The sequence below is a fragment of the Mangrovibacterium diazotrophicum genome (assembly GCF_003610535.1).
In the GTDB taxonomy this organism is placed as follows: Bacteria; Bacteroidota; Bacteroidia; order Bacteroidales; family Prolixibacteraceae; genus Mangrovibacterium; species Mangrovibacterium diazotrophicum.
In genome coordinates, this window is the sequence record NZ_RAPN01000001.1 from 2729637 (window position 1) to 2754705 (window position 25069).

The following is a 25069-nucleotide window of genomic DNA, read 5'->3' on the forward strand; positions in this document are numbered from 1 at the left end:
GCTGTTTTGACTGCTTTACAAATGGGAAGGTGTTGGTAGCACCTCCCATTTTTTAGTTAAAAATCACCTATCCTTCTTTCATCTGTCATTAGAATAATTTTACGGTTTGAAAATGTGCCATCGGGTTGTTTCACTCGTTCAACCTCCTGGTATTTTATTGGTGCTGTTAGTTTTATCAGACGCAGAACTTCGTCCAACGATTCGTTTTCGAAAGTGCCGTAATACCTGTAGTCTTTCAATTTTTGCCCAACGACTTCGATCTCTACATGATACCAACGACTAATTTGACTTGCGATATCTTCGAAACGCTCGTTACGGAACACCAGTTTCCCATTAATCCACGACACCAGGGCGCTGGCATCAACCTCCTTCTTAACATACCGGCTGTTCGCTATATCGAAAACTAGTTGCTGGTCGGGAGATAAAAGTGTCAAAGGCTTGAGGTTTGTATCCAACACTTTCACCTGTCCGGTTTTCAATACCACTTCCTCACTCTGCTCATCAGGATACGCAAGTACACTAAAAGTGGTTCCTAACACCTCTACATTCAGCTGACTTGTAGTAACATTAAAGGGATGCTTTTTGTCTTTTACAACCTCGAAATAGGCCTGTCCTACTAATTCCACTTTCCGGTTCGAGCTAAAATTGACAGCATATTTCAGTTTTGAATCACTGTTTAGAACACCAGATGATCCATCCGGCAAATGAAACTGGGCACGCACCCCGGGAGGGCAGATTATCTCAGCCCAGCTTTCCTCTGCCGACTGGCCAATATTCGAAGAAATATAATATAACAGGAAGCTTATTGCCAAGGGGATGAAAAGAATTGCGGCAGCGCGCTGTAACCAGACCAAATAATTCAGCTGGCGCCGTTTGCTTGCAGGGCTAAGTTCAAGACGGTAGACAAGACTGTTCCAGCTTTTCAGAAGGGGGAAGTCTTTGTCATCATCATCAATTGTTTGCCATTGCTGTTCCAACGCAGACAAGAAATTTTCGTCAGCCTTTTCTTTCTCAAATTCACGTTGAATTGAAAAATATTCTTTTCGAGTGTATTTCCCGTTAAAAAAGTTGTCCAGTATTTTCTTCAGGTCTTCCATATTGCTCAGGCTAAAAGTTAAAGGCCTACAATAAGTAATATGGACGGGAAAGAAAAACTACGTAGTCAGAAGTAATTTTTTTTACTTTTTTTTCGGATCAAGAAATAAATGATAGAATAACAGGCCAGCAACGTGGTCTTCACTTAAATCTTTCTTCAATTGTTTTAGCGCTTCGGACAGGTGTTTTTCTACAGTTCTGGGAGATATTTCCAATAGTTCAGCAATCTCTTTGGTTGGTATTCCTTGTTTTTTACTTAACAAGATTACCTCGCGTTGCCGTGGTGGTAACAGTGCAATCTTTTCTTCTACTAAATCCAACAGTGACTTGTAGTCAATGCGTTCTTCTGTTCGATTGTCGAATTCGATGGCATAATCAAGAATCTCGTGTTTATAACGATTTTCACGACTTTGTTTATTAAAATATTCACGAATACAGTTGTAGGTAATTTTGAATAGATAAGACTTAAAAGACAGCTCTGTATTAATTGATTCCCTTGCATTCCAAACCTTAACGAACACATCCTGCACAATTTCTTCGGCCTCGCTTTTGGACTTTAAATACCCTCTAGCAAATGCAAAAATTCGCTTCGAATACAGTTCAAACAAAAGCTGAAATGCCTTCTTGTCGCCCTGCTTTAATCCATCAACTAGTTCTTTTTCTTTTATTTCTCCCCGCATCTTAATCCGATTAAACAATACTGCGGATAACAGACAGTACACCGGTAAATACCGATTAGTTTGTTAAGTAAACATCAAAGTAAATAAAAAAGAATAAGCCTCCAAGCACCAAGGTCAAGCTTTCTATTTCGTTAAGTAATGAAACCCAATCATTACGACAACTATTCAAGAGTATCTAAAAAGGTCTATACTTAACCTGACAACTGAATTTTGCCTTCACCGCGAATACCAAATTTCCATTTAAGCTAAATCTGCCAAGTCAGTCCTTACCGAAAAATCTTCCAACTATCGATCAACAAATGCATTCGTCCCTTCAGCCTATTCAGCCCATTTATCGGCACTGCCAGCATCCGGGCACAAAAATATTTTTTCTCAAGCCAAGATCGTTAATGTGGTCTTTATTTAGGTTACCCAAGACACCTGTTGTCAACCGGATATAATCCGGTTCTTTAATAGCCGTTATTAGAGTCGTCCTTTGGCTTTGAACAATACATAATTCTTTTTCTAACTTACTGCAAGACGCTCACCCAAAAGATTTCTTATTGGCTAAAAATCTGGGATTTCCTCATGCCCCAAGCAATGTGGCTGTATGTTTCCTTTATTCGTTTTCCGGGCTGCAGATCATAAGCCATAATCTTTCCGTTTCTATATAGCGACCGTACCTATCTATTTGATAGAATACAATGGAATTGGGGCACTATTCGAAGAAAATAAATTTATCAGAAAGCGAAGGGTCAAGCTTGAAAACTCTAAATTTGGCGACAGTTTTAATACAAACTAAGACTTATAAAATTGACCTGTGGTGTAACTGGCAACACGTCAGATTCTGGTCCTGAAGAGTCCTGGTTCGAGCCCAGGCAGGTCAACAAAAAAAGCAGCTCAAACGGGCTGCTTTTTCGCTTCTCATGGTTTCGTGATTTCTGCTATTTTCAGACTGCTCTCAGGCCGACTCCAACTCCTTGCAGTTTTTGCAGGTTCCCTGAATCAGGACCTCAATTTCATCAGCTTCGTAACCTTCGGGAACCAACTGACTGGCTGCCAGAACAGCATCCAAACAGGTAACTCCATTACATTTCTTGCAATAAAAATGAAGGTGATTCTGGTGATGGCAATGGTGTTCATCACAATGATTCAACGCATATCTCACCTGCGTATTGTCAATAATTATCCGGTGTAGAATACCAGCTTCCAACATGGTCTGAACATTCCGGTAAAAGGTGATCCGATCGTACAATTTTCCCATTCCCTGCTTAATATCCGCCTCCGACAGCGGCGCCGTACTTTCCTGTAAAACCTCAATAATGGCCATTCGTGGCAATGTCTTCCGAATATGATGTAGTTCCAGGATATCTGAAGGTGTCATTTGGTATCATTTTCAATTTCAGAATAAAAATACGTTAAATAAATGAAACAATGTTGCATTTTATGAAATGATTTCATTTTATTTGCAACATTGTTTCATTTATTATTTCTGAAATGCCGCGAAAACGAATACCGGTAACCATCATAACAGGATTTCTTGGAGCAGGGAAAACAAGCCTGTTGAATGCACTAATCAAGCAGCATTCCGATCTTCGTTTTGCGATTATCGAAAACGAATTTGGCGAAATTGGGATAGATGGTGCCCTCATTGTCAATGCCAGCGAGAATCTCTTCGAGCTGTCAAACGGCTGCATTTGCTGCTCGCTGCAAGACGGATTCTATGCAACAATTTCAACCCTTTTATCTGCCCAAAGCCAATTTGACCATCTGCTGATTGAGACTACCGGCATTGCCGACCCCGACTCGGTCATTCAGCCCTTTCTGAACTCGACCGCCATTCAGCAAAGTTTTGAGCTGAACAGTGTCGTATGCGTAGCGGACGCACAAAACCTCGAAGACCTGATTGATGAGTATCCCGAAATCCGGAAACAACTGGCCACTGCCGATGTGGTACTCCTGAACAAATCCGACGAAGTAAATCCCGACTATGCAAATGCTGTATTTCGAAGTATCGCACTGATTAACCCGACCGCGACAACCAGGACCGTACAACATGCAAACATTCAGAATCTGGAGCTTCTGAACTCATTTTCCTATCGGTCAAAAAACGTGGAAGACAGCGTAATGAATTTCAGGGAAGTGTCGTTTTTGCGCAATACCCAACTACAAAAAACATCGGTTCTGCAAAAAAACGGCGACACAAAATCCAGACACAACATCCACTCAGAGGGCTTTATTATTCCCGGCAGTTTCAAGCAGGAAACCTTCCTTTTCTGGATAAAGAATTTCCTGTTTTTCAACCGCAACACCATCTTCCGAATCAAAGGACTCATCAGTTTCGATGGGACTAACGAGATGATGGTTTTCCAGGCGGTGCGCGACAATTTCGTGCTCGAGCCAATGACCAACCGGGAAGACGAAACACATTTTTGCAAGCTGGTATTTATCGGTAAAAACATCGATCGGGATAAACTGGAAGACAATTTATACAAACTAGTAGTAACAGAAAACACACAAACAACATGTTAAACGAATCGAAAATACCGGTGACCGTACTCAGCGGTTTTCTGGGAGCCGGAAAAACCACTGTCCTTAACCATGTTCTTAACAACCGCGAAAATTTGAAAGTAGCCGTGATTGTAAACGATATGAGTGAAGTTAATATCGACAGTCAGTTGGTTGAGAAAGAAACTGTTCTTTCGCGCACCGAGGAAAAGCTCGTTGAATTGAGCAATGGCTGCATTTGCTGCACGCTCCGCGACGACCTGGTGCAGGAAGTACACAAACTCGCACAAAACGGGAGGTTCGACTACCTGCTCATTGAGAGTACCGGAATATCGGAACCACTCCCAGTAGCACAAACCTTCAGCTATGCATTTGATGAACTGGGAATGGACCTGACGAAACTGACTCGCCTGGACACCATGGTTACCGTAGTTGATTCCGTGAATTTTGCGAAGGATTTCCTGTCACTCGATTCGATCGCCGATCGTGAAATGGAAGCCGACGGAACCAATGATGAACGAACGATTGTTGACCTATTGGTAGATCAGATTGAATTCGCGAATGTCATTTTGCTGAACAAGTCTGACCTTGTTGCTGACAAGCAAATGAACGAATTGAAAGAGATTATCCAAAAATTCAACCCTGAAGCCAAAATCATTCCAACCTACCACGGGCAAATTCCAACCAGTGAAATCCTCAACACCGGTATGTTTGACTTTGAACGAGCATCGCAAGGGGCAGGCTGGATTAAAGAATTGCAAGGAGAACACACCCCCGAGACGGAAGAATATGGTGTAAGTTCCTTTGTTTTCCGACGTCCGGAACCTTTCCATCCGGAACGTTTCTGGAAATACATCAACAATCGCTGGTCGAACACCATCCTACGCAGCAAAGGCTTCTTTTGGATCGCTTCACGCCCTGACCATGCTTTTTCATGGAGCCAGGCCGGTCTGTTGTCGACTTCCCAAAATGCGGGCGTTTGGTGGGCCTCACTACCCCTTAAAGACCGGAATATGAACCCGGCGTTTCAAGCCAACGAAGAATTCATCATGAGCCGGTGGAGCAAACGCTTCGGCGACCGGCAAAACGAGCTGGTATTGATTGGCCAGGATATGGACAAAAGCGAAATCATTGCCGAACTGGAAGAATGTTTGTGTACCGAAGCGGAAATCGCACAAATGGAGCAAAATCCGAAGCTTTTTAAAGATGAGTGGCCCCAATAACGAAACTAAAATTGAAGGTCGACGCATAGGCGAACGAATTTAAATACTAAATATCCCAACTTTTAGGGATTGTTGCGGGCCAATATTTACAATAACATTGTTAACGATAAACATGGCAATTCACAGACATAGCACCCCATTTGTAAAATATTCTGTATTACTGTTATTTCTATGGTATTACAGTGGGATAACTATGTTCTATCATGCCCACCGGATCGACGGAACAATCATCAGCCACTCGCATCCCTACTGGCCCGAGTCGTCCGCCAACGACGAACCATTCAAAAAACATAGCCACTCCAAGGGAGAACTAACCTTTGTAAAATACCTGAATCACCTGATATGGGAAAGCGGAACGTACGAGTTGTTTGTATCCGCACCTTCGGTTCAAAGTATTGAGTGCACGTCCTCAACATTCGTCGTGCATTGGGGAACCACGCCGCTGTCGCTCCCGCCGCTGCGCGCTCCTCCCGTTTAAAATCGATCTGTAAATCAGGCATTCTGCTTGCCACTTTGGCAACCAAAGCAACGATCACGTTTATTCAAACTGATCGAAAAAACGTCAATGTGATGAGATATTCCAAACGGAAATCTGCGTACTTTTTGTTGGGCATCGTGTATTCTTTGTGCACCAGTACCAGAGTTCTGTAAACTCAGAAACCATTGCAACTAGTTGAAAAAACCAAAATCACTACACCTCATGAAAAAGAAAATTCTAACCATATTTATCTTGCTGGCATTATTCTGCACCAGCAAGGCCCAAACAGGCATCAACGGCCTGTATCTCAACATCGCTGATTTCAAGGCCGGAAAAATAACCGAGCCGGTCGATTGCGCATCCGGGAAAAGCGCGATCCGGGTCAGCAACTTCTTTCTAAGTCCTTATGTTTTCATTCGGCAACAAAACGAAAAGATCAGGATTCCGATCAACCAGGTTTATGCCTTTGAAAACTGCGATGATCAAATCTATCGCATTTGGAACGAAAAAGCTTACCTGCTCCGCGACAGTTCCTACTTTAACATCTATGAATACACGAGCTGGCAAACGGTTAAAGTCTGGACATCGAGAATGACTCGCGTTCGGCAAAAACAGATGACGAATTACTTCATCAGTATCAACGACAGCTCGCCAATCATTCCGTTGTCTTTAACCAATCTGCTAAACACCGTGGGTGAAAATTCCAATGCCGGTCGACTGATTGCCGATCAATTCGCCGATGACAAATCGCTGCTTCAACGAGAGGGTGACACTTTTCACTTAAACCAAATATTGATCGAAAAATCGACGGACTAGAAAGTAAAAATCAGATTTAAAGATAAAAGATTCAGAACGCCTCAAAAACGATTTCCAGGCGCTTGGATTCTCTTTCGTTCGAACCTTTTTGGTTCCGAAACAGGGGATCTTTTGCCGAAAAAAGAAATGGCATCACACAAAAAAATCAACACAAAAACACGCTTAAAAATGAAAAAACTAATATTCTTATTTTGCATCTTCATTACAACCACCACAAGCCTTTGGGCTCAGAAAGCTAAATCGGACTCCAACATCGTCGGGCACGTCGTTTCCGACGGAGAACACTTGCCTTTTGTAACCGTTTCAATTAGCGGAACAACCATTGGTACCTCCACCGATGAAACCGGACACTACCGACTGATCAACCTGCCTGAAGGGAAGCTTATTTTGAAAGTACGCTCTGTTGGGTACCAACCGCAGGAAAAAGAAATCACGGTCACCGCAGGGCAAACCCAGGAAGTTAACTTCGATTTGCAAAAAGATATTCTGGGTATCGACGAGGTTGTTGTTACAGGAGACCGCAATGAAAAGAATCGACGCGAATCGTCAGTTATTGTGAACACGATAACGCCGAAATTATTTACCACAACAAACGCGGTCACGCTTAGCGAGGGCTTAAATTTCAGTCCCGGTCTGCGTATGGAAAACGACTGTCAAAACTGCGGTTTCAACCAGGTTCGGATGAACGGAATGGAAGGGCCGTATTCGCAAATCCTGATTAATGGCCGCGCAATTTTCAGCGGGTTGGCCGGTGTTTACGGACTGGAACTCATCCCTTCAAATATGCTGGAACGGATTGAAGTTGTCCGCGGTGGAGGTTCTGCACTATACGGCAGTAACGCCATTGCCGGCACGATCAACCTGATTCTGAAAGACCCGATTCGCAATACCTACGAGTTTGGGATCAACGGAGGAGCTTCCGGAGTTGGACTGAAAGGATCGGGCGACCCCGTGCAGGACTACACGGTGAATGCCAATGCGTCGGTCGTTTCCGACGACAACAAGTCGGGTATGGCCATTTATGGTTTTTACAGGGATCGGCAACCCTTCGACGCGAATGGCGACGGCTACTCCGAGCTGGCGAAAATGAAAAATACGACTTTCGGAACCCGCCTCTACCACCGATTTGGGATCTATAGTAAACTCTCGGCCGACTTCTTCAACATTAAAGAAAACCGCAGGGGTGGCGACCGTTTTGATTATCCCAAGCACGAAGCTAATATCGCAGAAGCCGTTGACCACGATATCACTACCGGAGCGCTCACCTGGGAACAATTTGTTCGCGGGACCGATCTGTGGTCGGTGTACTTTTCGGGTCAGCGCGTGCTGAGAGACTCGTACTACGGGGCAAACCAATCGCTGGCAGATTACGGAAACACCAAAGGTTTTACTTACAACCTCGGAACTCAATACAACGCAAGTTTTGGACGGTCGACGCTGATCGGAGGTATTGAAAACCGCGAAGAATGGCTGAAAGACAAAAAACTGGGCTACCTGGACATCGACAATGCAGAGATCGTGGACGGCGAAATTGTGTCTATTCCGCATACTGAAAACACCATTGTTGCCGATCAGAGGAGTAACATTCTCGGCATCTTTGCCCAATACGGAATTACCTGGGCCAAATTGAATGTTTCGCTGGGTGCCCGTTTCGATCATTATAAAATTGAAGATCTCGCAACTGACGGGAGTGCGAAATCGGGCAACGTGCTTAGTCCCCGTTTGACCGCGAAATATGATTTCAAACCGTTTCTTCAGGGACGTTTAAGCTACTCGCAAGGGTACCGTGCTCCCCAGGTCTTCGACGAGGATTTGCATATCGAGACATCCGGTTCACGCCAGGTGATCCACGAAAATGATCCTGATCTAAAGCAGGAAACCAGTTACAGCTACATGGCCTCACTGGATTTCAACAAGCGCTTGGGAAAAGTAGAATTTGGACTGTTGGCCGAATCATTTTATACCAAACTAAATGATGCCTTTGTCAACGAGTACGGGACACCGGACGAAGACGGAGTTGTTGTTTACACCCGTACCAACGCTGAAGGCGGCGCAACAGTTAAAGGCATCAACTTCGAACTAAACCTCGTACCGTCAGAAGTAATCACCTTTAAGTCGGGTTTTACCATTCAAAAAAGTGAATACGAGGAAGCTCAGGAGTTCGACCAGACCAAGTTCTTCCGGACACCAAACAATTATGGCTATTTCTCGCTCGATGTAAAATTACTGCATGACCTCGGACTTTCTTCATCTGCAAACTATACCGGAAAGATGCTCGTCCCTTACTTCGGAAACCAAATTGCCGATCCGGAAGCGGGCGAGCTACGCGAATCGGATGCGTTTTTTGATTTTGGGATGAAAGTTCGCTACCACATCCACTTAAACGGAAGCAAACTACAAGTATTCGGAGGAATGAAAAACATTTTCAACTCCTACCAAAAAGACTTTGACACCGGGGTTGACCGCGATCCCGGCTACATCTATGGACCCTCATTGCCACGAACAATTTACTTCGGAATAAAAATCGGAAATATACTCGATTAGTCTTCCCTCCATGATTCCCGTGCTGCCGGTTGCTCAAACTCTTGATGCGACCGGCAGCTTTTTTTTAAAAGCTCACCAACTTCACTCAAAATGATCTCTTCCGAAAATTGATTATCTTACACGAACCTTAACCATCTTAATCCACCTCTATGACTAAAAATATCACTTCTCTACTTTCGCTGATGTTAGCTGTAATATTGGTTTCTTCCTGTTCTGCTCCAAAGAAGGCAGAAAACAAGCAGCCGAATATCATCTACATCATGAGCGACGACCATGCCTACCAGGCTATAAGTTCATACGGTTACGGATTGAACGAAACACCAAACATTGACCGTCTGGCGGATGAGGGAGCTTTATTTACCCGGGCCTGTGTAACGAACTCACTTTGCGCACCGAGCAGGGCTGTCCTTTTAACCGGCAAACACAGCTTCATTAACGGCAAAGTCGACAACGTGCATGCCTTCAACTGGGATCAGGACAACTTCCCGAAATTACTTCAAGCCAATGGCTACCAAACGGCCATGATTGGTAAAATACACATGGACGGCATTCCGCAGGGATTCGATTTCTCAATGGTTCTTCCGGGACAAGGCAGCTACTACAACCCCGTTTTTCTGGTTGAAGGTGAGCGGGTGCGAAAAGAAGGATATGTGACCGACATTATCACCGAAACAGCCCTCGACTGGCTGGAAACGAAACGCGATCCGGAGAAGCCCTTTTGCTTGCTCGTCCACCAGAAAGCACCGCACCGCAATTGGTTGCCGGCACCGGAATATGTGAATTTGTACGATGACAAAACTTTCGACCTCCCCGAAACCTTTTTTGATGATTACTCGGACCGGGGATCTGCGGCCAAAGAGCAGGAGATGGAAATTAACCGCGACATGATGTGGGGACACGACTTCAAATTCATTGTCGATCCCAATGGCGACAGTACGAATTTTGTCCCTTTCCTGAAACGCATGAACCCCGAACAGCGAGCCAACTGGATGGCTGCCTACGAAAGCGAGAACCAGGAATTTCTGAACAACATGCCCGAAGGTGTGGAGCTGGCCAAATGGAAATTCAACCGTTACATCAAAGACTACCTGCGCTGCATCAAATCGGTGGACGACGGCGTTGGCGAAATTCTGGATTACGTCAAAAAATCAGGACTCGAGGACAATACCATCATCGTCTACACTTCCGACCAGGGATTTTACCTTGGTGAACACGGTTGGTTCGACAAACGATTTATGTACGAAGAATCGCTGCGAACACCTTTAATCATTCGCTATCCAAAGGAAATTAAAGCCGGTACGACAATCAAACATCTGGTTCAAAACCTCGACTTTGCACCAACCTTCCTCGATTATGCGGGCGTTGAAGTTCCGGCAGACATGCAAGGTGAGTCGTTCCGAAAATTAGTCAGTGGCGAAACAACCGAATTCAGAGATGCGATTTACTACACCTACTATGAATACCCGGCCGAACACATGGTGAAGCGACATTACGGTGTGGCAACCGACCGCTACAAACTCATGCATTTCTACTACGATGTGGACGAGTGGGAACTGTACGATTTGGAAAACGATCCGCAGGAAATGCACAACGTGTATGGCAAGCCCGAATATGCCGACATTCAGCAAATGATGCACAATCGACTAGCCGAATTACGCACCAAATACGGCGACTCGGACGAACTGGATCAGCAATATCTTAACGATTACCTGGAAACGCGTGCAAAAAGGAAGAAACAAAAGTAAAATTCAAAAAATAGAGAACAGCTCAAAACGGGATGCTTCATTTGCATTTAGCACCTGGCAAGGCACTTCAAGAAATCGTAAAATATGAGGATTCATCGGTGAATCAGGCTAAGCGTTTTTGAAAGAAATAGTATTCTTACGATCTCTCAAACTGACGCGGGAGCCTACAGCTTTTACTTCTGAAGAATTCGCAACCTATTCCACAAAAAAGAATCTGAGAAACACAATTTGATTTCATGAAGAAAAATTTTCCAATCTACCTCTTCGGATGCCTCATCATCATGGCATTGAGTTCTTGTAGTCCGAAACCATCGGCAAAAGGTGTAAAACCGGAAGTCGTCACTACCGAATTCCTGTACGATACAGCGGCATTTCCGCAATGTCACGCCTCAACTATTATTGAAACAAAAGATGGCCTGCTGGCTTCATTCTTCGGTGGCACCCACGAGCGGGCCACCGATGTTTGCATTTACACCACCCGAAAAGTTGACGGCGGACAATGGTCGGCACCCGAAAAAGTGGCTGACGGCTTTGTGAACGACACCCTGACCTACCCAACCTGGAACCCGGTTTTGTTCGAAGTTGGCGACCGTTTGTACCTGTACTACAAAATTGGCCCCAGCCCAACCGAATGGTGGGGAATGTCGACTTATTCGACTGACGAAGGAAAAACCTGGTCGCAACCGGAAAAACTTCCGGAGAACATTCTCGGACCAATTCGCAACAAACCAATCACCTTGAAGTCGGGCGTTATCCTGAGTCCTTCAAGTATTGAATACACACCGGAACTTTGGAAAGCCCACATCGAGCGTTCAACCGACAATGGACAGACCTGGACAAAAATTGATATTCCCGCGAATGATAGTATAAAAGTCATTCAACCAACACTACTGGTTCACCCCGACGGAAAAATTCAGGCTTTACTACGGAGCAACCAAAATGTGATTATGCAAAGCTGGTCGGACGATGATGGCCTCAGCTGGTCGGAAGTTAGCCCAACCAAAATCGTTCACCCGAACTCGGGCATCGATGCCGTTTCAACTACTTCGGGATGGTACTTCCTGGTGAATAACCCGATGAAAAGTGGCGAGTCGTGGGAAATGGGCCGGAACAAGCTCTACCTGTACGCCTCGAAAGACGGCATAAATTGGGAGAAAATCTACGATCTGGAAGACCAGCTCAAAGGAGAGTTCAGCTACCCGGCAATCATCCAGGCGAAGGATGGCAGCCTGCACATCACTTACACCTACAACCGGTCAAAAATCAAACACGTCCAATTACGTTTTAACGAAGAATAATTTATTGCCCGATACATAAAAGAAGAGGCTGTCCCAAAAGTCGACAAGGAGAAATTTAGACTTACAATTTGTAAGCTCTTGCTAATTCTACCCCTCCAAACCTCCCCTAAAGGGGCGGCTTTAAGTCCCCTTCAGGGGATTTAGAGGTCAGTAACTTAAATGGACTTACAATTTGATAGTTTAGGAAGAACTCTTCCGACTTTTTAGACAGCCTCTTTTTTATTCTTTAGTCAACGATTTTAAAGCATTCTTCAGTGCCGGATTCCGGTTATTTTCCTTCCAAACAGCATACAAACCGGTTCGCTGACGAAGTTTATCCAGCGGAATTTGTTTAATTTTCAAATTATAGCCTTCCTGCAACGAACTTGGCACAATCGCAACGCCAATCCCCTCTTCCACCAACTTGAAAATCGTCAAAGCATTCACCGACTTGTGCGGCACCTTGGGTTGAAAGCCGTGATCCTCAAAAATGCTCATGATCAAATCGTAGTAGTATGAACTGTATTCACTCGAAAACAGGATAAACTGCTCATCCTTCAATTGGGTCAGGCTTTCAAAATTATCGCTATTCAGCGGATGATTCTCCGGCAAAACCACGGCAAAAGATTCTTCAGAAACCTGCCGTTTTTTGATTCCTGCCGGCACATTCGGCATACGTACAAAACCCAGATCGAGCTTGTGCTTCAGCAACATTTCCAATTGCAGACTATTCGACATTTCTTCCAATACCGCCTGAATATCCGGAAACTGCTGCTTCAAATTGAGCAATAAATCCGGAATCACCTTTTGCGCCGCCGATCCGATGAAGCCAATCCGAAGCTCAGCTTCCTTCCCCATCCCGATACTCTCCAAATGGTGCTGCACCATATTCAGGTGGTTAAAAATGAAATCAACCTCCTCCTTCAAAAACCGCCCTGCAGGTGTCAGTTCTACGTTACGTTTCGTGCGCTCAAACAATTGAACACCGTACAACTCCTCCATTTGCTTTATTTGCCGTGTTAGCCCGGGCTGCGAAATATACAGGCGCTCGGCAGCTTTCCGAAAGCGCAGCTCTTCAGCCAAAACCTGGAAATAACGCAAATGCCTTAATTCAATTTGATAACTCACAGTTATTATTTATTGACAAATTTGGTATTTATAATTATCAAATATAAGCCGTAATTTTGAATTACCAACACGCTACCAACCTGTGCAAAACTAATCCCCTAACGTATAAACAATTGAAGTTGAACTAAAAGAAAAACATTACATATGTCGACAGAGGTATTTCATTACGGCGAAGATTTCATGACCGCTTCCAAAGCGCTGGCACTCAGCAGCGGCGAGCTGAAGGGAATTTTAAGTCCGGAAACAAGAGAGCGAGTCCGGAAATCACAACAGATTGTTGAAGACATCATCCAGTCGGATCAGGCAGTTTACGGCATCAATACCGGATTTGGTCCGCTTTGTACAACGCGGGTTTCTGCGGCCGACACCAAGAAGTTACAGGAAAATATTTTGAAAAGCCATGCTGTTGGAACCGGTGATCCCATTCCGACTTCCATCGCAGCCATTATGCTGGTTTTGAAAGTCCATGCGCTGGCCAAAGGATTTTCAGGCATCCAGGAGGCGACACTCGACCGCATCATCTGGCACATCGACCGCGGTGTCACTCCGGTCGTTCCCAAACAGGGATCCGTTGGCGCATCCGGCGATTTGGCTCCACTGTCTCATCTATTCCTTCCACTGATTGGACTGGGAAAAGTTGACTACAAAGGCCAACGGCGAGAAACTTCCGAGGTTTTAAAAGAACTCGGTCGGGAACCACACAAATTGAATGGCAAAGAAGGTCTGGCACTGATCAACGGTACGCAGTTCATGGCCGCACACGCGGTTGTTGCCGTCATCAAAATGCAAAACCTGATCGCCTCAGCCGACCTGATCGGCGCCATGATGATTGAAGGCTTGACCGGATCGGCTCGACCATTCCTGCCACAACTGCACGAAATTCGTCCGTTCAAAGGAAACCGACACACAGCAGAAACGGTCACCAACCTGTTGACAAATTCCGATATCGTCCATTCGCATGCCGGTTGTACCCGTGTTCAGGATCCTTATTCTTTGCGCTGTATTCCACAAGTTCACGGGGCATCGTGGAACGCCTGGCTACATTTGAAAGAAACCATCGAAGTTGAAATCAACTCGGTCACCGACAACCCGATTGTTTTTGAAGATGGCTCTACCATCAGTGGCGGGAACTTCCACGGGCAGCCCATTGCCATGCCCATGGACTACGCCTGCCTGGCCGCTTCTGAAATCGGAAACATTTCCGACCGACGCATCTATTTGTCGCTCATGGGCAACTACCCCGGAGTCCCCAAACTTCTGCTGAAAGAAACCGGGCTCAACTCAGGCTTCATGATCGTTCAATACACATCGGCTGCACTGGCCAGCGAGAACAAAAGTTTGTGCTACCCGGCCAGCGCCGACAGCATCCCGACCTCTATGGGCCAGGAAGATCATGTGAGCATGGGCTCCATCAGCGGGCGCAAACTGCTGCAGGTGATCGACAACGTGGAACGCATCCTTGGGCTGGAGCTTTTCTGCGCCGCCCAAGCGCTCGACTTCCACGCACCACTCCGCCCGACACCGATTTTGGACGGATTGCAAAAAGAGGTTCGGAAGCAGGTTCCCCACATCACCGAAGATGAATTGATCAACGATTACATGCATCACACCATCGGCATGGTTAAAAATGCCAGCCTGGTTGCCACGGCTAAGGAAATTTCCGAAGAAACGTCGGCTCCTTATCAAACATCGCTGAGCAACTTATTTGATGAATTTTAAGCCGAAAGTTGAGATGAACTATCTAATCGGACCAATACGAGAATTGCTGACCATGGATGGTCTGCCCGAACAAGGCCCCATCGCCGATGAATTACTTCAACCTGTTCCAAACGCAGGAATTCTGTTTGATGAGAACGGAATTGTGGAAACAGGAGACTTTGAATCACTCAAAGCAAAATCGACCGAGCAACCGATCAAGATCATCGAGCTGAAAGACGACTTTGTTTGTCTGCCGGGATTTGTCGACAGTCACACCCACATCTGCTTTGGGGGTTCGCGTGCCCGCGATTATGCGATGCGCACAGCCGGAAAAAGCTATCTGGAAATAGCAGCCGAAGGTGGCGGCATCTTGGATACAGTTCGCCAAACGCGCAAGGCCACACAGGAAGAACTGACTGCCGGTATTTTAAAACGAATTGTCCGTCATTTGAGCGAAGGTGTCACCACCTGCGAGGTTAAAAGCGGATACGGGCTTTCGGTAAACGAAGAACTAAAGATGTTGCGTGCCATTCAACAAGCAAACTCGAAAACTCCGGCTGACCTGATCGCTACCTGTCTCGCGGCACACAAACATCCTTTCGATTTTGAAGGAGCGAAACAGGAATATTTAGCAGAAGTAATTGAAAAACTATTCCCCGTTTTAAAAGATGAAAATCTTTGCTCGCGAATCGATGCCTTTGTGGAACAGGAAGCTTTTCAGGCTGAAGATGTGTACAACTACTTTAAAGCTGCGAAAGAACTGGACTTCGACATCACCGTTCACGCTGACCAGTTTACAGCAACCGGGAGCGCGGTCGCAGCCGAACATGGCGCGGTGAGCGCTGACCACCTGGAAACCAGCACCAACAAAGAAATTCAGTTGCTCGCAGAATCCGGCGTTGTACCAGTCGTATTACCAGGCGCATCACTCGGACTGGGCTGCAACTATGCACCCGCCCGCAAACTTCTCGATGCCGGATTGCCATTGGTCATTGCCAGCGACTGGAACCCAGGATCTGCTCCGATGGGCGATTTGCTCTGCCAGGCTGCTATTTTGGGCGCCGCCGAAAAACTGAGCGCCGCCGAAATTTTCGCAGCGATCACCTATCGCGCTGCCGCTGCCCTCAAATTAACCGATCGTGGCAAACTCGTAAAAGGACAAAAAGCGGATTTCATTCTCTTCCCGACTTCCGATTACCGGGAGATTTTATACAACCAGGGCAAATTGAAGCCTGAACAAGTTTATAAAAACGGACAAAAAATCAACTAGCACCATGACTTTCAAAGAACAAATATTACAGGGAATCCCCTGCCAATTGCCGGCTCCCAAGGCCTATGACCCAACAATCAGCCACGCGCCAAAACGGAAAGACATTCTTTCGGCAGAAGAAAAGAAGCTCGCCATCACCAATGCGCTACGCTACTTCCCGGCGGCATGGCATGCCGAGTTGGCACCCGAATTCATGCAGGAACTGCAAGATTACGGGCGCATTTACATGTACCGTTTTCGTCCGGATTACGAGATGTACGCCCGACCGATTGGTGAATACCCGGCACAATCGCATCACGCTGCAGCAATGATGCTGATGATTCAGAACAACCTGGATCCGGCAGTTGCACAGCACCCGCACGAGCTGATCACTTATGGCGGCAATGGTGCCGTATTTCAAAACTGGGCACAGTACCTGCTCACCATGAAATACCTGGCCGAAATGACTGACGAGCAAACACTACACATGTACAGCGGCCATCCCATGGGGCTGTTTCCGTCCTTCAAATCGTCGCCTCGTGTCATCATCAGCAACGGCATGATGATTCCGAATTACTCGAAACCCGACGACTGGGAGAAATACAATGCGCTGGGCGTTACGCAATACGGACAAATGACAGCCGGTTCGTGGATGTACATCGGCCCACAGGGAATCATTCACGGGACAACCATCACTGTAATGAATGCTTTCCGCAAAAAATTAGCGATGAATGAAAGTCCGAAAGGTAAAATCTTCCTGACCGCGGGACTGGGTGGCATGAGTGGCGCCCAACCGAAAGCCGGGAATATTGTCGGTTGTATTTCGGTGTGTGCCGAAGTGAATATACAAGCGATCAAGAAGCGCCATTCTCAAGGTTGGGTTGATGAAATTATCGATAATCTCGACGAATTGGTAACGCGCGTTTCCCTGGCCAAAGAGAAAAAAGAAACCGTATCGATTGCCTATTGGGGCAACATTGTTGATGTATGGGAATATTTCGACAAAGTGGGTTTGCATGTTGAAATTGGTTCCGACCAGACTTCGCTGCACAACCCTTATTCCGGCGGATATTATCCGGTCAGTTTGAGTTTTGAAGAAGCACAAAAAATGATTTCTGAAAACCCCGAACAGTTTAAAGTAGAAGTACAGGCCTCGTTGCGCCGACATGCGGCAGCCGTGAATCGCCATGCTGCAAAAGGAACTTACTTCTTCGATTACGGCAACGCGTTCCTGCTTGAGTGCAGCAAAGCGAATGCCGATGTGATGACTGAAGATGGCAGCAAATTCCGTTATCCATCGTACGTCCAGGATATTTTAGGCCCCATGTATTTCGACTATGGCTTTGGTCCCTTCCGCTGGGTTTGCAGTTCCGGAGATCCAAAAGACCTGGAATATTCCGACCAAATTGCACTTGACGTGTTACGCGAAATGCATAAAAAAGCACCAGCAGAAACGAAAATGCAACTTGCCGACAACATTCACTGGATGGAAGAGGCCGGTAACAATAACATGGTGGTTGGCTCGCAAGCCCGAATTCTTTACGCGAACTCGAACGCCCGCATTGAAATCGCTTTTCGCTTCAACGAAGCCATTCGGAGTAAGGAAATTTCGGCGCCAATTGTACTTGGCCGGGACCATCACGACGTGAGTGGAACGGATTCACCTTTTCGCGAAACCAGCAATATCTACGATGGCAGTAGCTTTACGGCCGATATGGCCGTGCAAAACGTCATTGGTGACGCCAGTCGCGGTGCGACCTGGGTATCGCTGCACAATGGAGGTGGTGTTGGCTGGGGCGAAGTGACCAACGGTGGATTTGGCATGGTACTCGACGGCTCTCAGGAAGCCGATGAAAAGCTGAAAATGATGCTTCTCTACGACGTGAACAACGGCATTGCCCGCCGCTCGTGGGCACGGAACAAAGAGGCCATGTTTGCCATTGCCGAAGAAATGAAGCACACACCGGGACTGAAAGTGACCTTACCCAACCTGGTGGATAGAGAGATCTTAAATAATCTATAGTCACAAGTAAAAAGCTACAAGCTTCAAGCAAAATCCCGTCTTGAGGCCTGTAGCTTGAAGCTTAATGCACGATTTAATGAACAACAACGATAACCTTTTTACCATCACACGACCAGCGGAAATCCTCTCGCCGATCGTGTTGAGCATACCTCATAGCGGAACCGATATCCCAACCGAACTGCTATCGGAGTTCAAATCCGATATGTTACCAGCCGACGATACCGATTGGTTTGTGGAAGATATTTATGCATTTGCCCGGGAACTAGGCATGCTAACCATTAAAGCCAATTACAGCCGACTGCTGATTGACTTAAACCGGAATCCAGACGGCGTGCCCCTTTACAGCGATGGACGGGTAATTACTTCCGTTTGTCCGTCAACAGATTTTAATGGCAACCGAATTTACACAGACGAGCGCAAAGTCGTTTCCAAAGAAGAAATTACACGAAGGAAAGAGATGTACTTTGAGCCGTATTACGCCGCTGTTCAATCGTTATTGGACGAAGTTCAGCAAAAGTTTGGCGTTGCCCTGCTGTGGGATTGCCATTCCATTCGGCGTTTTGTTCCCGGAGTTCGCACTGAGAAGTTTCCGGATTTGATCTTAGGCACAGCCGACAGCGCTTCGGTTCCTGTTCATCTCGAACTATTGGTCAGCAGAAAACTGGCTTCAGGCAACTATCAACTGAGCTTAAATACGCCTTTCAAAGGCGGGAACATCACCCGAAACTTTGGGAAACCGGCACAGAGACAGTACGCCATTCAGCTTGAAATGTCGAAAGATATTTACATGAACGACAGCGAAACCGAATATCATCCGGCGCGAGCTTCGAAATTGCAACAACTGCTTCGCGAAACACTTCTTGAGCTGAACAAAGAGCTGCTTCGCTAATAATCAATCATCGAATTTCAATCCCAAACGAAATATGAAACTCTTTCAATTTACTGCACTCTTCACCGAAGAGGGATGGATCAGTCCGGCTTACGTTGGTGTGAATTCAACCGGACAGATCACCTACATCAACAAGACTAAACCTGATGAACCATTCGCCGACTTTGAAAAGATTGACGGCTATGTGCTCCCCGGGTTCCAGAATGCGCACTCGCACGCTTTCCAATATGGGATGGCCGGAATGGCCGAAACACACCAAGCCGGAACCGATGACGACTTCTGGAGCTGGCGCGAGGCGATGTATCGTTGCGCCTTGTCCTTTTCGCCGGATGATCTGAAAAAAGTCGCGCTGAATTTATACCGACGGATGCTGAAAAACGGCTACACGCAGGTTGCCGAATTTCATTACCTGCATCACGACAAGGACGGAAAACCTTACGCCAACCCGGCCGAAACAGGAACAGCCTTGATCGAGGCAGCCTCCGAAGCCGGAATTAAAATGACACTCGTGCCGGTTTTTTACCAGAAAGGAAATTTCGGAACCCAATTCTATCCGCAACAGCGTCGTTTCATTTCGAAGACCTTCGATGACTATTTCAAACTTCTGGAGAGCAGCCGAAAAGCAGTTGACTATTACGAAAATGCGCAGCTGGGTTTTGGCGTGCATTCCATGCGGGCTGTCGATGCCTGCGATATTATCGCCACGGTTGCGCAAGGCCCCAAAAATTTACCTTTTCACATTCACGCGGCTGAACAACTGAAAGAATTGGAAGACTGTAAAAATCATTTGGGCACGACGCCGGTCGACTGGCTACTGGATAAAATTGGCTTGAATGAACGTTTTCATTTGGTTCACTGCACGCACTTGACCGATGAAGAGCTGGATGGGCTGGCCAAATCGAAAGCCAACGTGGTGCTTTGCCCCGGAACCGAGGGAAACCTGGGCGACGGAATTTTCCGGTTGTGTGATTTTCATGCTGCAGGTGGCAATTGGTCAATCGGTACTGACAGTCACATCTGCCTCAACCCGCTCGAAGATTTCCGCTGGATGGATTATGCGCAACGACTGGTGAGCCACAAACGCAACACCTTCTCCGACGGCGGAAAAACCTTGCTGCACCAAGCCCTCATGAACGGGCGAAAAGCAATGGGAACAAACAACGAAAAGTATTTCAGCATTGGTGCCGCCTTCGATGCTGTTATTTACCGGGCCGACAACCCGGTTTTGCAACAAGTGAGTTTGGAGCATTTGCTGCCAGCCATCATCTACAACTCGGATTCGTCGGATGTTCGGGGAACAATTGTAGATGGCCAATGGGTTGTTGAGAATGCCGAATATTGCCCAAGCTGCAAGCAAACATCTGCAAATTACTGATTTGAAAATACAAAAAGTAGAGAGGGAATTCCAACACGAGTTCCCTCTCTATTTTTTGTGCTCCTTGAAATACAAACAAACGGAATTCACCGGGCATTCGGGGCATAATGGGTTTGTTGGCCGGCATATCTCCCTCCCCAAAAATGAAATAGCCATTCCAGCCTCGTTCCATTTTTCGGGCGGCAATTCGGTCATCATTTGCTTCTCAACTTTTTCCGGTTTTGGTTTGGGATCTTCCTCGGCGATCCCCAAACGCGGAGCAACACGCAAAACGTGCAAATCCACAATAATGCCTTCTGCCGGATCTCCCGATTCGCGGATAATAACATTTGCCGATTTCCTCCCCAAGCCGGGAAGCTTGGTCAGCTCGGCCATCGTCCGGGGAATATTTTCATCCGAACCAACTTCCCTTGCGATCTGCACCAACCAATTCGATTTGTTTCTGAAACTTCGAACCTTCGCGATGTATTCGTACAGATCCTCAGGTTCTGCCGTTGCCAACGTCTGCATATCCGGGTAAACGGCAAAAAAATTCGGAGCCAACTCGTTAATCATCTGGTCTGTTGTCTGCGCCGACAACACCACCATCACCACCAACTGGTACCGGCTTTTATAGTCCAGCGGATGCTGCCGTTTTCCGTATTGTTCAAATATCGGCTGAAGCTGTTCTGTCCAATTTATTTCCATTGTTTCGGTTTTTTTAATCTCGTTTTTTCAATAAAATCAAGATACTGAAAATACCAACATTTAGCGATTGCATAGTTTTGAAAACATTTGTTATTTTGAATCGTTTTAAATAGAAAAACAAAACATGATCGAAGGAAGAGGCGAATTGATTATCAATCAGACCATAAACGGTCGTATCTACAAGTGTTCCGAATGCAATAAAATTCATGTGGACTATAAAAACCTGAATTTCAGCTTCAACCAAAAGGAATACAACAATTTCCAGACCTACATCCAAAACCTGGACGGTAAATACTGGGTCAAAAAAAATGAAGACCATTCCGGCGAACGTAAAATTCTCATCCCGATCAATCATCCGAACCTGATTATGAGTTTCAGTTTGGAAGAGCTTTATGAGCTGAAAGAACTGTTGGTTGCCAATTTATTTCCACCTCAAAAACTAAGATTGATCAAACCAAGAACAGTAGAACTCCACATTTCAAAAAACTAGAAGGCAAAACAGGTGATTCGCTGTGATTTCACGCAATCATCTTCTAACATAAAAACTAAGAATTATGAAATCGACATACCCATTTAAAGTAGGCCGATGGAACGAAGCTATCGATGTACGCGACTTCGTTTCGAAGAACATCACCACTTACACAGGCGATTATAAATTCCTGTGCGGCCCAACCGAGAACACAAAAGCCCTTTGGGACATCTGTAAACAAGCACTGAAAGAAGAGCGCGCCAAGAATGGTTTACGCAATGTGGACACGAAAATTGTATCCACCATCAAATCATTTCCGGCAGGATACATTGACAAGGACAAGGAAGTGATTGTTGGTTTGCAGACCGACGAGTTACTGAAACGTGCTATGAAGCCTTACGGCGGTTTCAAAGTTGTGAGCCGCGCGCTGGCAGAACACGGTTACCAACCCGATGCTAACGTTGCAGAAACTTTCGAAAAATACGCCAAAACCCACAACGATGGCGTGTTTGACACCTACACCAACGAAATCCGCACGTTCCGTTCGCTCGGGTTCCTTACCGGCTTGCCCGACAACTACGCCCGTGGCCGTATCATTGGCGACTACCGCCGTGTCGCACTGTACGGAATCAACCGATTGATTGAAGGTAAAAAAGAAGACCTCGACAATATTACCGGCCCGATGAGCGACGCCACCATTCGTTTGCGTGAAGAAGTGGCCGAGCAGATCAAAGCGTTGTACGACATGATTGAGATGGGCAAAGCCTATGAACTCGATCTTTCCCGTCCGGCAGAAACTGCCCGCGAAGCCGTACAATGGACCTACATGGCTTACCTGGCTGCGGTAAAAGAGCAAGACGGAGCTGCCATGTCACTGGGAAGTGTGTCGTCGTTCCTTGATATTTTCATCGATCGTGACCTGGAAGCCGGGTTGATTACAGAAGAACAGGCGCAGGAATACATCGACCAGTTTGTAATGAAGCTGCGCATGGTTCGTCACCTGCGTATGGAAGCTTACGAACAAATTTTTGCGGGCGACCCGACCTGGGTAACCGAATCAATCGGCGGTATGCTGATGGACGGACGCAGCAAAGTAACCAAAACAGCGTTCCGCTTCCTCAACACCCTTTACAATCTGGGACCGTCACCGGAGCCGAACATCACGATTTTGTGGTCGCAACAATTGCCACTGCACTTTAAAGAGTTCTGTGCCAAGGTTTCGATCGACACCTCGTCTATTCAATATGAAAACGACGACTTGATGCGGACTACCAGCTGCTCGGACGACTACGGTATTGCCTGTTGTGTGTCATTCCAGGAATTGGGAAAACACATCCAGTTCTTCGGAGCACGTACCAATTTGGCGAAAACCTTACTGTTGGCCCTCAATCAGGGACGCTGCGAAAACACCGGAACGCAAGTGGTAAATGGTATTCCTGCAGTTAAAAGCGATTACCTGAACTACGATGAAGTGATTGCCAACTTCAAAATTGCCATGAAAGAAGTAGCACGCGTGTACAACGAATCGATGAACATCATTCACTACATGCACGACAAATATTACTACGAAAAGGCCCAGATGTCGTTAATCGATACAAATCCACGTATCAACCTCGCGTACGGTATTGCCGGTTTGTCGATTGTTGCCGACTCACTTTCGGCTATCAAGCATGCCAAGGTGAAGCCTGTTCGGAACGAAGATGGCTTAACAATTGATTTTGCGATTGAAGGCGATTTCCCGAAATACGGAAACGACGACGACCGTGTTGACCTGATCGCCCGCGATGTGGTGGCGCATTTCAGCAACGAGCTGAAACAACTACCGGTTTACAAGAATGCTAATCCAACCATGTCGGTACTGACGATTACCTCGAACGTAGTTTACGGTAAAAAGACCGGTGCAACACCTGACGGTCGTGGCAAAGGTGTGCCATTTGCTCCGGGGGCAAACCCGATGCACGGACGCGACACTCATGGTGCCATTGCCTCGTTGAATTCGGTGGCCAAGATCGACTATAAAGATTCGCAGGACGGTATTTCAAACACCTTCTCGATTGTTCCGAAGTCACTGGGACGTAACGAGGAAGAACGTGTTGCCAACTTAGTTGCCACTTTGGACGGCTACTTCGGGAAAAATGCACAGCACCTAAACGTCAACGTGCTTGACCGAGAGCTGCTGGAAGATGCCATGGCTCACCCGGAAGAATATCCACAGCTGACCATCCGGGTGTCAGGTTATGCAGTGAATTTTGTTCGCCTTTCGCGCGAACAGCAAATGGAAGTGCTCACCCGCTCCTTCCACGAAACCATGTAATTTTAACGAAAACAAATAAATCACCCGTACTTGGCAATCGAGTACGGGTATTTTTCACTAATACCCAGGGTATCTCCATGACTGAAACCTCGCCACAGTTGAAAGTTCATTCCATTGAATCGTTCGGAACGCACGACGGACCGGGAATTCGGCTGGTTGTGTTTTTGCAGGGCTGTAATTTGAAATGTCTTTACTGCCAAAATGCCGACACCATCAAGCACGAAGGCGGTCAGCTGATTGAACTAGATGAAATTGTGCGGCGCGCAGTCAACATGAAAACCTACTTTGGACAAAAAGGAGGCGTGACCGTTTCGGGGGGAGAACCTTTGCTGCAGAGCAAAACACTAGTTCCACTGTTTCAGAAACTAAAAGCTGAAGGCATTCACACCAACATCGACACCAATGCTACCGTGGCGAATGTGTACGCAAAGGAATTGATTAGCGAGCTTTCCGACCTCGTGATGTTCGACATCAAACACACCACCGAAGCCGGTTTTGAAAACCTGACCGGACGCAATGGATTGCAAACGGCCATTGAACTGATCTCCTTGCGCGAGAAAAGTCGAAAGCCCTACTGGCTGCGATATGTACTCATTCCGGGCTACACCAACAAGCCGGAGTACCTGCAGTGGCTGATCGATCAGTTTTCGGGAAACGAATACCTGGAACGAGTGGAAATTCTTCCCTACCACAAATTAGGACAATACAAATGGGAAGCCTTGGGCGAGAAGTACCAGTTGGAAGATGTGCGGGAAAATACTCCGGAGGAAGTTGAACAAGCCCGGACAATGCTTGACGGGCATTTTAAAGAAGTCATCAGTAAATAACGACGGGAACAAACAGACTTCACTACAAAACCAGGCGAATGACTATTGATAAATTACCATTTACG

The 25069-nt window shown here is 46.4% G+C and carries 20 protein-coding genes and 1 tRNA gene; 16 read left to right on the top strand and 5 right to left on the bottom strand.

Going from position 1 to position 25069, the window contains the following annotated elements; translation table 11 throughout:
• Positions 1 to 56: 56 nt before the first annotated feature.
• A complete protein-coding gene (locus BC643_RS10770; protein WP_120273092.1) occupies positions 57 to 1097 on the bottom strand; it encodes a FecR family protein in 1041 nt (346 codons plus the stop codon).
• A gap of 81 nt (positions 1098 to 1178) precedes the next feature.
• Entirely contained in the window at positions 1179 to 1775 is a 597-nt protein-coding gene (locus BC643_RS10775; RefSeq protein ID WP_120273093.1) for an RNA polymerase sigma factor, read from the bottom strand.
• 793 nt (positions 1776 to 2568) lie between these two features.
• Here BC643_RS10775 and BC643_RS10780 point away from each other — a divergent pair.
• A tRNA-Gln gene (locus BC643_RS10780) sits at positions 2569 to 2641 on the top strand.
• A gap of 74 nt (positions 2642 to 2715) precedes the next feature.
• On the opposite strand, the gene BC643_RS10785 is transcribed toward BC643_RS10780, so the two are convergent.
• On the bottom strand, positions 2716 to 3138 hold the full coding sequence (locus BC643_RS10785) for a Fur family transcriptional regulator (protein WP_120273094.1): 423 nt from the start codon (positions 3136 to 3138) through the stop codon (positions 2716 to 2718).
• 113 nt (positions 3139 to 3251) lie between these two features.
• Here BC643_RS10785 and BC643_RS10790 point away from each other — a divergent pair, with 113 nt between their 5' ends.
• The 7 genes from BC643_RS10790 to BC643_RS10820 all read left to right on the top strand — a co-directional run bounded on the left by BC643_RS10790 (position 3252) and on the right by BC643_RS10820 (position 12366).
• Entirely contained in the window at positions 3252 to 4286 is a 1035-nt protein-coding gene (locus BC643_RS10790; RefSeq protein ID WP_120273095.1) for a CobW family GTP-binding protein, read from the top strand.
• The gene (locus BC643_RS10795; RefSeq protein ID WP_120273096.1) at positions 4280 to 5485 is read left to right on the top strand and encodes a GTP-binding protein; all 1206 of its coding nucleotides are present in this window, start codon (positions 4280 to 4282) and stop codon (positions 5483 to 5485) included. The genes BC643_RS10790 and BC643_RS10795 overlap by 7 nt, the downstream gene beginning before the upstream one ends.
• A 193-nt stretch (positions 5486 to 5678) precedes the next feature.
• Positions 5679 to 5963 carry a hypothetical protein gene (locus BC643_RS10800; protein ID WP_120273097.1) on the top strand — a complete coding sequence of 95 codons (285 nt, stop codon included), beginning with the start codon at positions 5679 to 5681 and terminating at the stop codon, positions 5961 to 5963.
• A 222-nt stretch (positions 5964 to 6185) separates the two neighbouring features.
• Entirely contained in the window at positions 6186 to 6779 is a 594-nt protein-coding gene (locus BC643_RS10805; RefSeq protein ID WP_120273098.1) for a hypothetical protein, read from the top strand.
• Positions 6780 to 6947: 168 nt separating this feature from the next.
• On the top strand, positions 6948 to 9323 hold the full coding sequence (locus BC643_RS10810) for a TonB-dependent receptor (protein WP_120274239.1): 2376 nt from the start codon (positions 6948 to 6950) through the stop codon (positions 9321 to 9323).
• A 149-nt stretch (positions 9324 to 9472) separates the two neighbouring features.
• On the top strand, positions 9473 to 11068 hold the full coding sequence (locus tag BC643_RS10815; RefSeq protein ID WP_120273099.1) for a sulfatase family protein: 1596 nt from the start codon (positions 9473 to 9475) through the stop codon (positions 11066 to 11068).
• A 236-nt stretch (positions 11069 to 11304) separates the two neighbouring features.
• A complete protein-coding gene (locus BC643_RS10820; protein WP_211338037.1) occupies positions 11305 to 12366 on the top strand; it encodes a sialidase family protein in 1062 nt (353 codons plus the stop codon).
• Positions 12367 to 12585: 219 nt separating this feature from the next.
• Here the strand turns inward: BC643_RS10820 and BC643_RS10825 are convergent, their stop codons facing one another.
• A complete protein-coding gene (locus BC643_RS10825; protein WP_120273100.1) occupies positions 12586 to 13473 on the bottom strand; it encodes a LysR family transcriptional regulator in 888 nt (295 codons plus the stop codon).
• A gap of 144 nt (positions 13474 to 13617) precedes the next feature.
• Between BC643_RS10825 and hutH the strand changes: the two genes are divergently transcribed.
• From hutH to hutF, 5 genes are all read left to right on the top strand, one after another.
• The gene (gene hutH / locus BC643_RS10830; protein ID WP_120273101.1) at positions 13618 to 15192 is read left to right on the top strand and encodes a histidine ammonia-lyase; all 1575 of its coding nucleotides are present in this window, start codon (positions 13618 to 13620) and stop codon (positions 15190 to 15192) included.
• Between the two features lie 13 nt (positions 15193 to 15205).
• Positions 15206 to 16441 (top strand): imidazolonepropionase, encoded by a 1236-nt coding sequence (hutI, locus tag BC643_RS10835; protein WP_120274241.1) that lies wholly within the window; start codon positions 15206 to 15208, stop codon positions 16439 to 16441.
• A 4-nt stretch (positions 16442 to 16445) separates the two neighbouring features.
• Positions 16446 to 18443 carry a urocanate hydratase gene (locus BC643_RS10840; protein ID WP_120273102.1) on the top strand — a complete coding sequence of 666 codons (1998 nt, stop codon included), beginning with the start codon at positions 16446 to 16448 and terminating at the stop codon, positions 18441 to 18443.
• Between the two features lie 76 nt (positions 18444 to 18519).
• Entirely contained in the window at positions 18520 to 19332 is an 813-nt protein-coding gene (locus BC643_RS10845; protein WP_170154525.1) for an N-formylglutamate amidohydrolase, read from the top strand.
• A gap of 34 nt (positions 19333 to 19366) precedes the next feature.
• Positions 19367 to 20707, top strand: a complete 1341-nt coding sequence (gene hutF / locus BC643_RS10850) for a formimidoylglutamate deiminase (RefSeq protein ID WP_120273104.1) — start codon at positions 19367 to 19369, stop codon at positions 20705 to 20707.
• Positions 20708 to 20755: 48 nt separating this feature from the next.
• On the opposite strand, the gene BC643_RS10855 is transcribed toward hutF, so the two are convergent.
• Complete coding sequence (locus tag BC643_RS10855) at positions 20756 to 21394, bottom strand: endonuclease III domain-containing protein (protein WP_120273105.1); 639 nt, start codon at positions 21392 to 21394, stop codon at positions 20756 to 20758.
• Positions 21395 to 21518: 124 nt separating this feature from the next.
• On the opposite strand from BC643_RS10855, the gene BC643_RS10860 reads away from it, so the two are divergent.
• The 3 genes from BC643_RS10860 (at position 21519) to pflA (ending at position 25004) form a co-directional block, all read left to right on the top strand.
• Positions 21519 to 21884: a DUF6686 family protein gene (locus tag BC643_RS10860; protein WP_120273106.1), complete on the top strand. Its 366-nt coding sequence runs from the start codon at positions 21519 to 21521 to the stop codon at positions 21882 to 21884.
• 64 nt (positions 21885 to 21948) lie between these two features.
• Positions 21949 to 24177: a formate C-acetyltransferase gene (gene pflB / locus BC643_RS10865; RefSeq protein ID WP_120273107.1), complete on the top strand. Its 2229-nt coding sequence runs from the start codon at positions 21949 to 21951 to the stop codon at positions 24175 to 24177.
• A 77-nt stretch (positions 24178 to 24254) separates the two neighbouring features.
• Entirely contained in the window at positions 24255 to 25004 is a 750-nt protein-coding gene (gene pflA, locus BC643_RS10870) for a pyruvate formate-lyase-activating protein (protein WP_120273108.1), read from the top strand.
• Positions 25005 to 25069 lie beyond the last annotated feature (65 nt).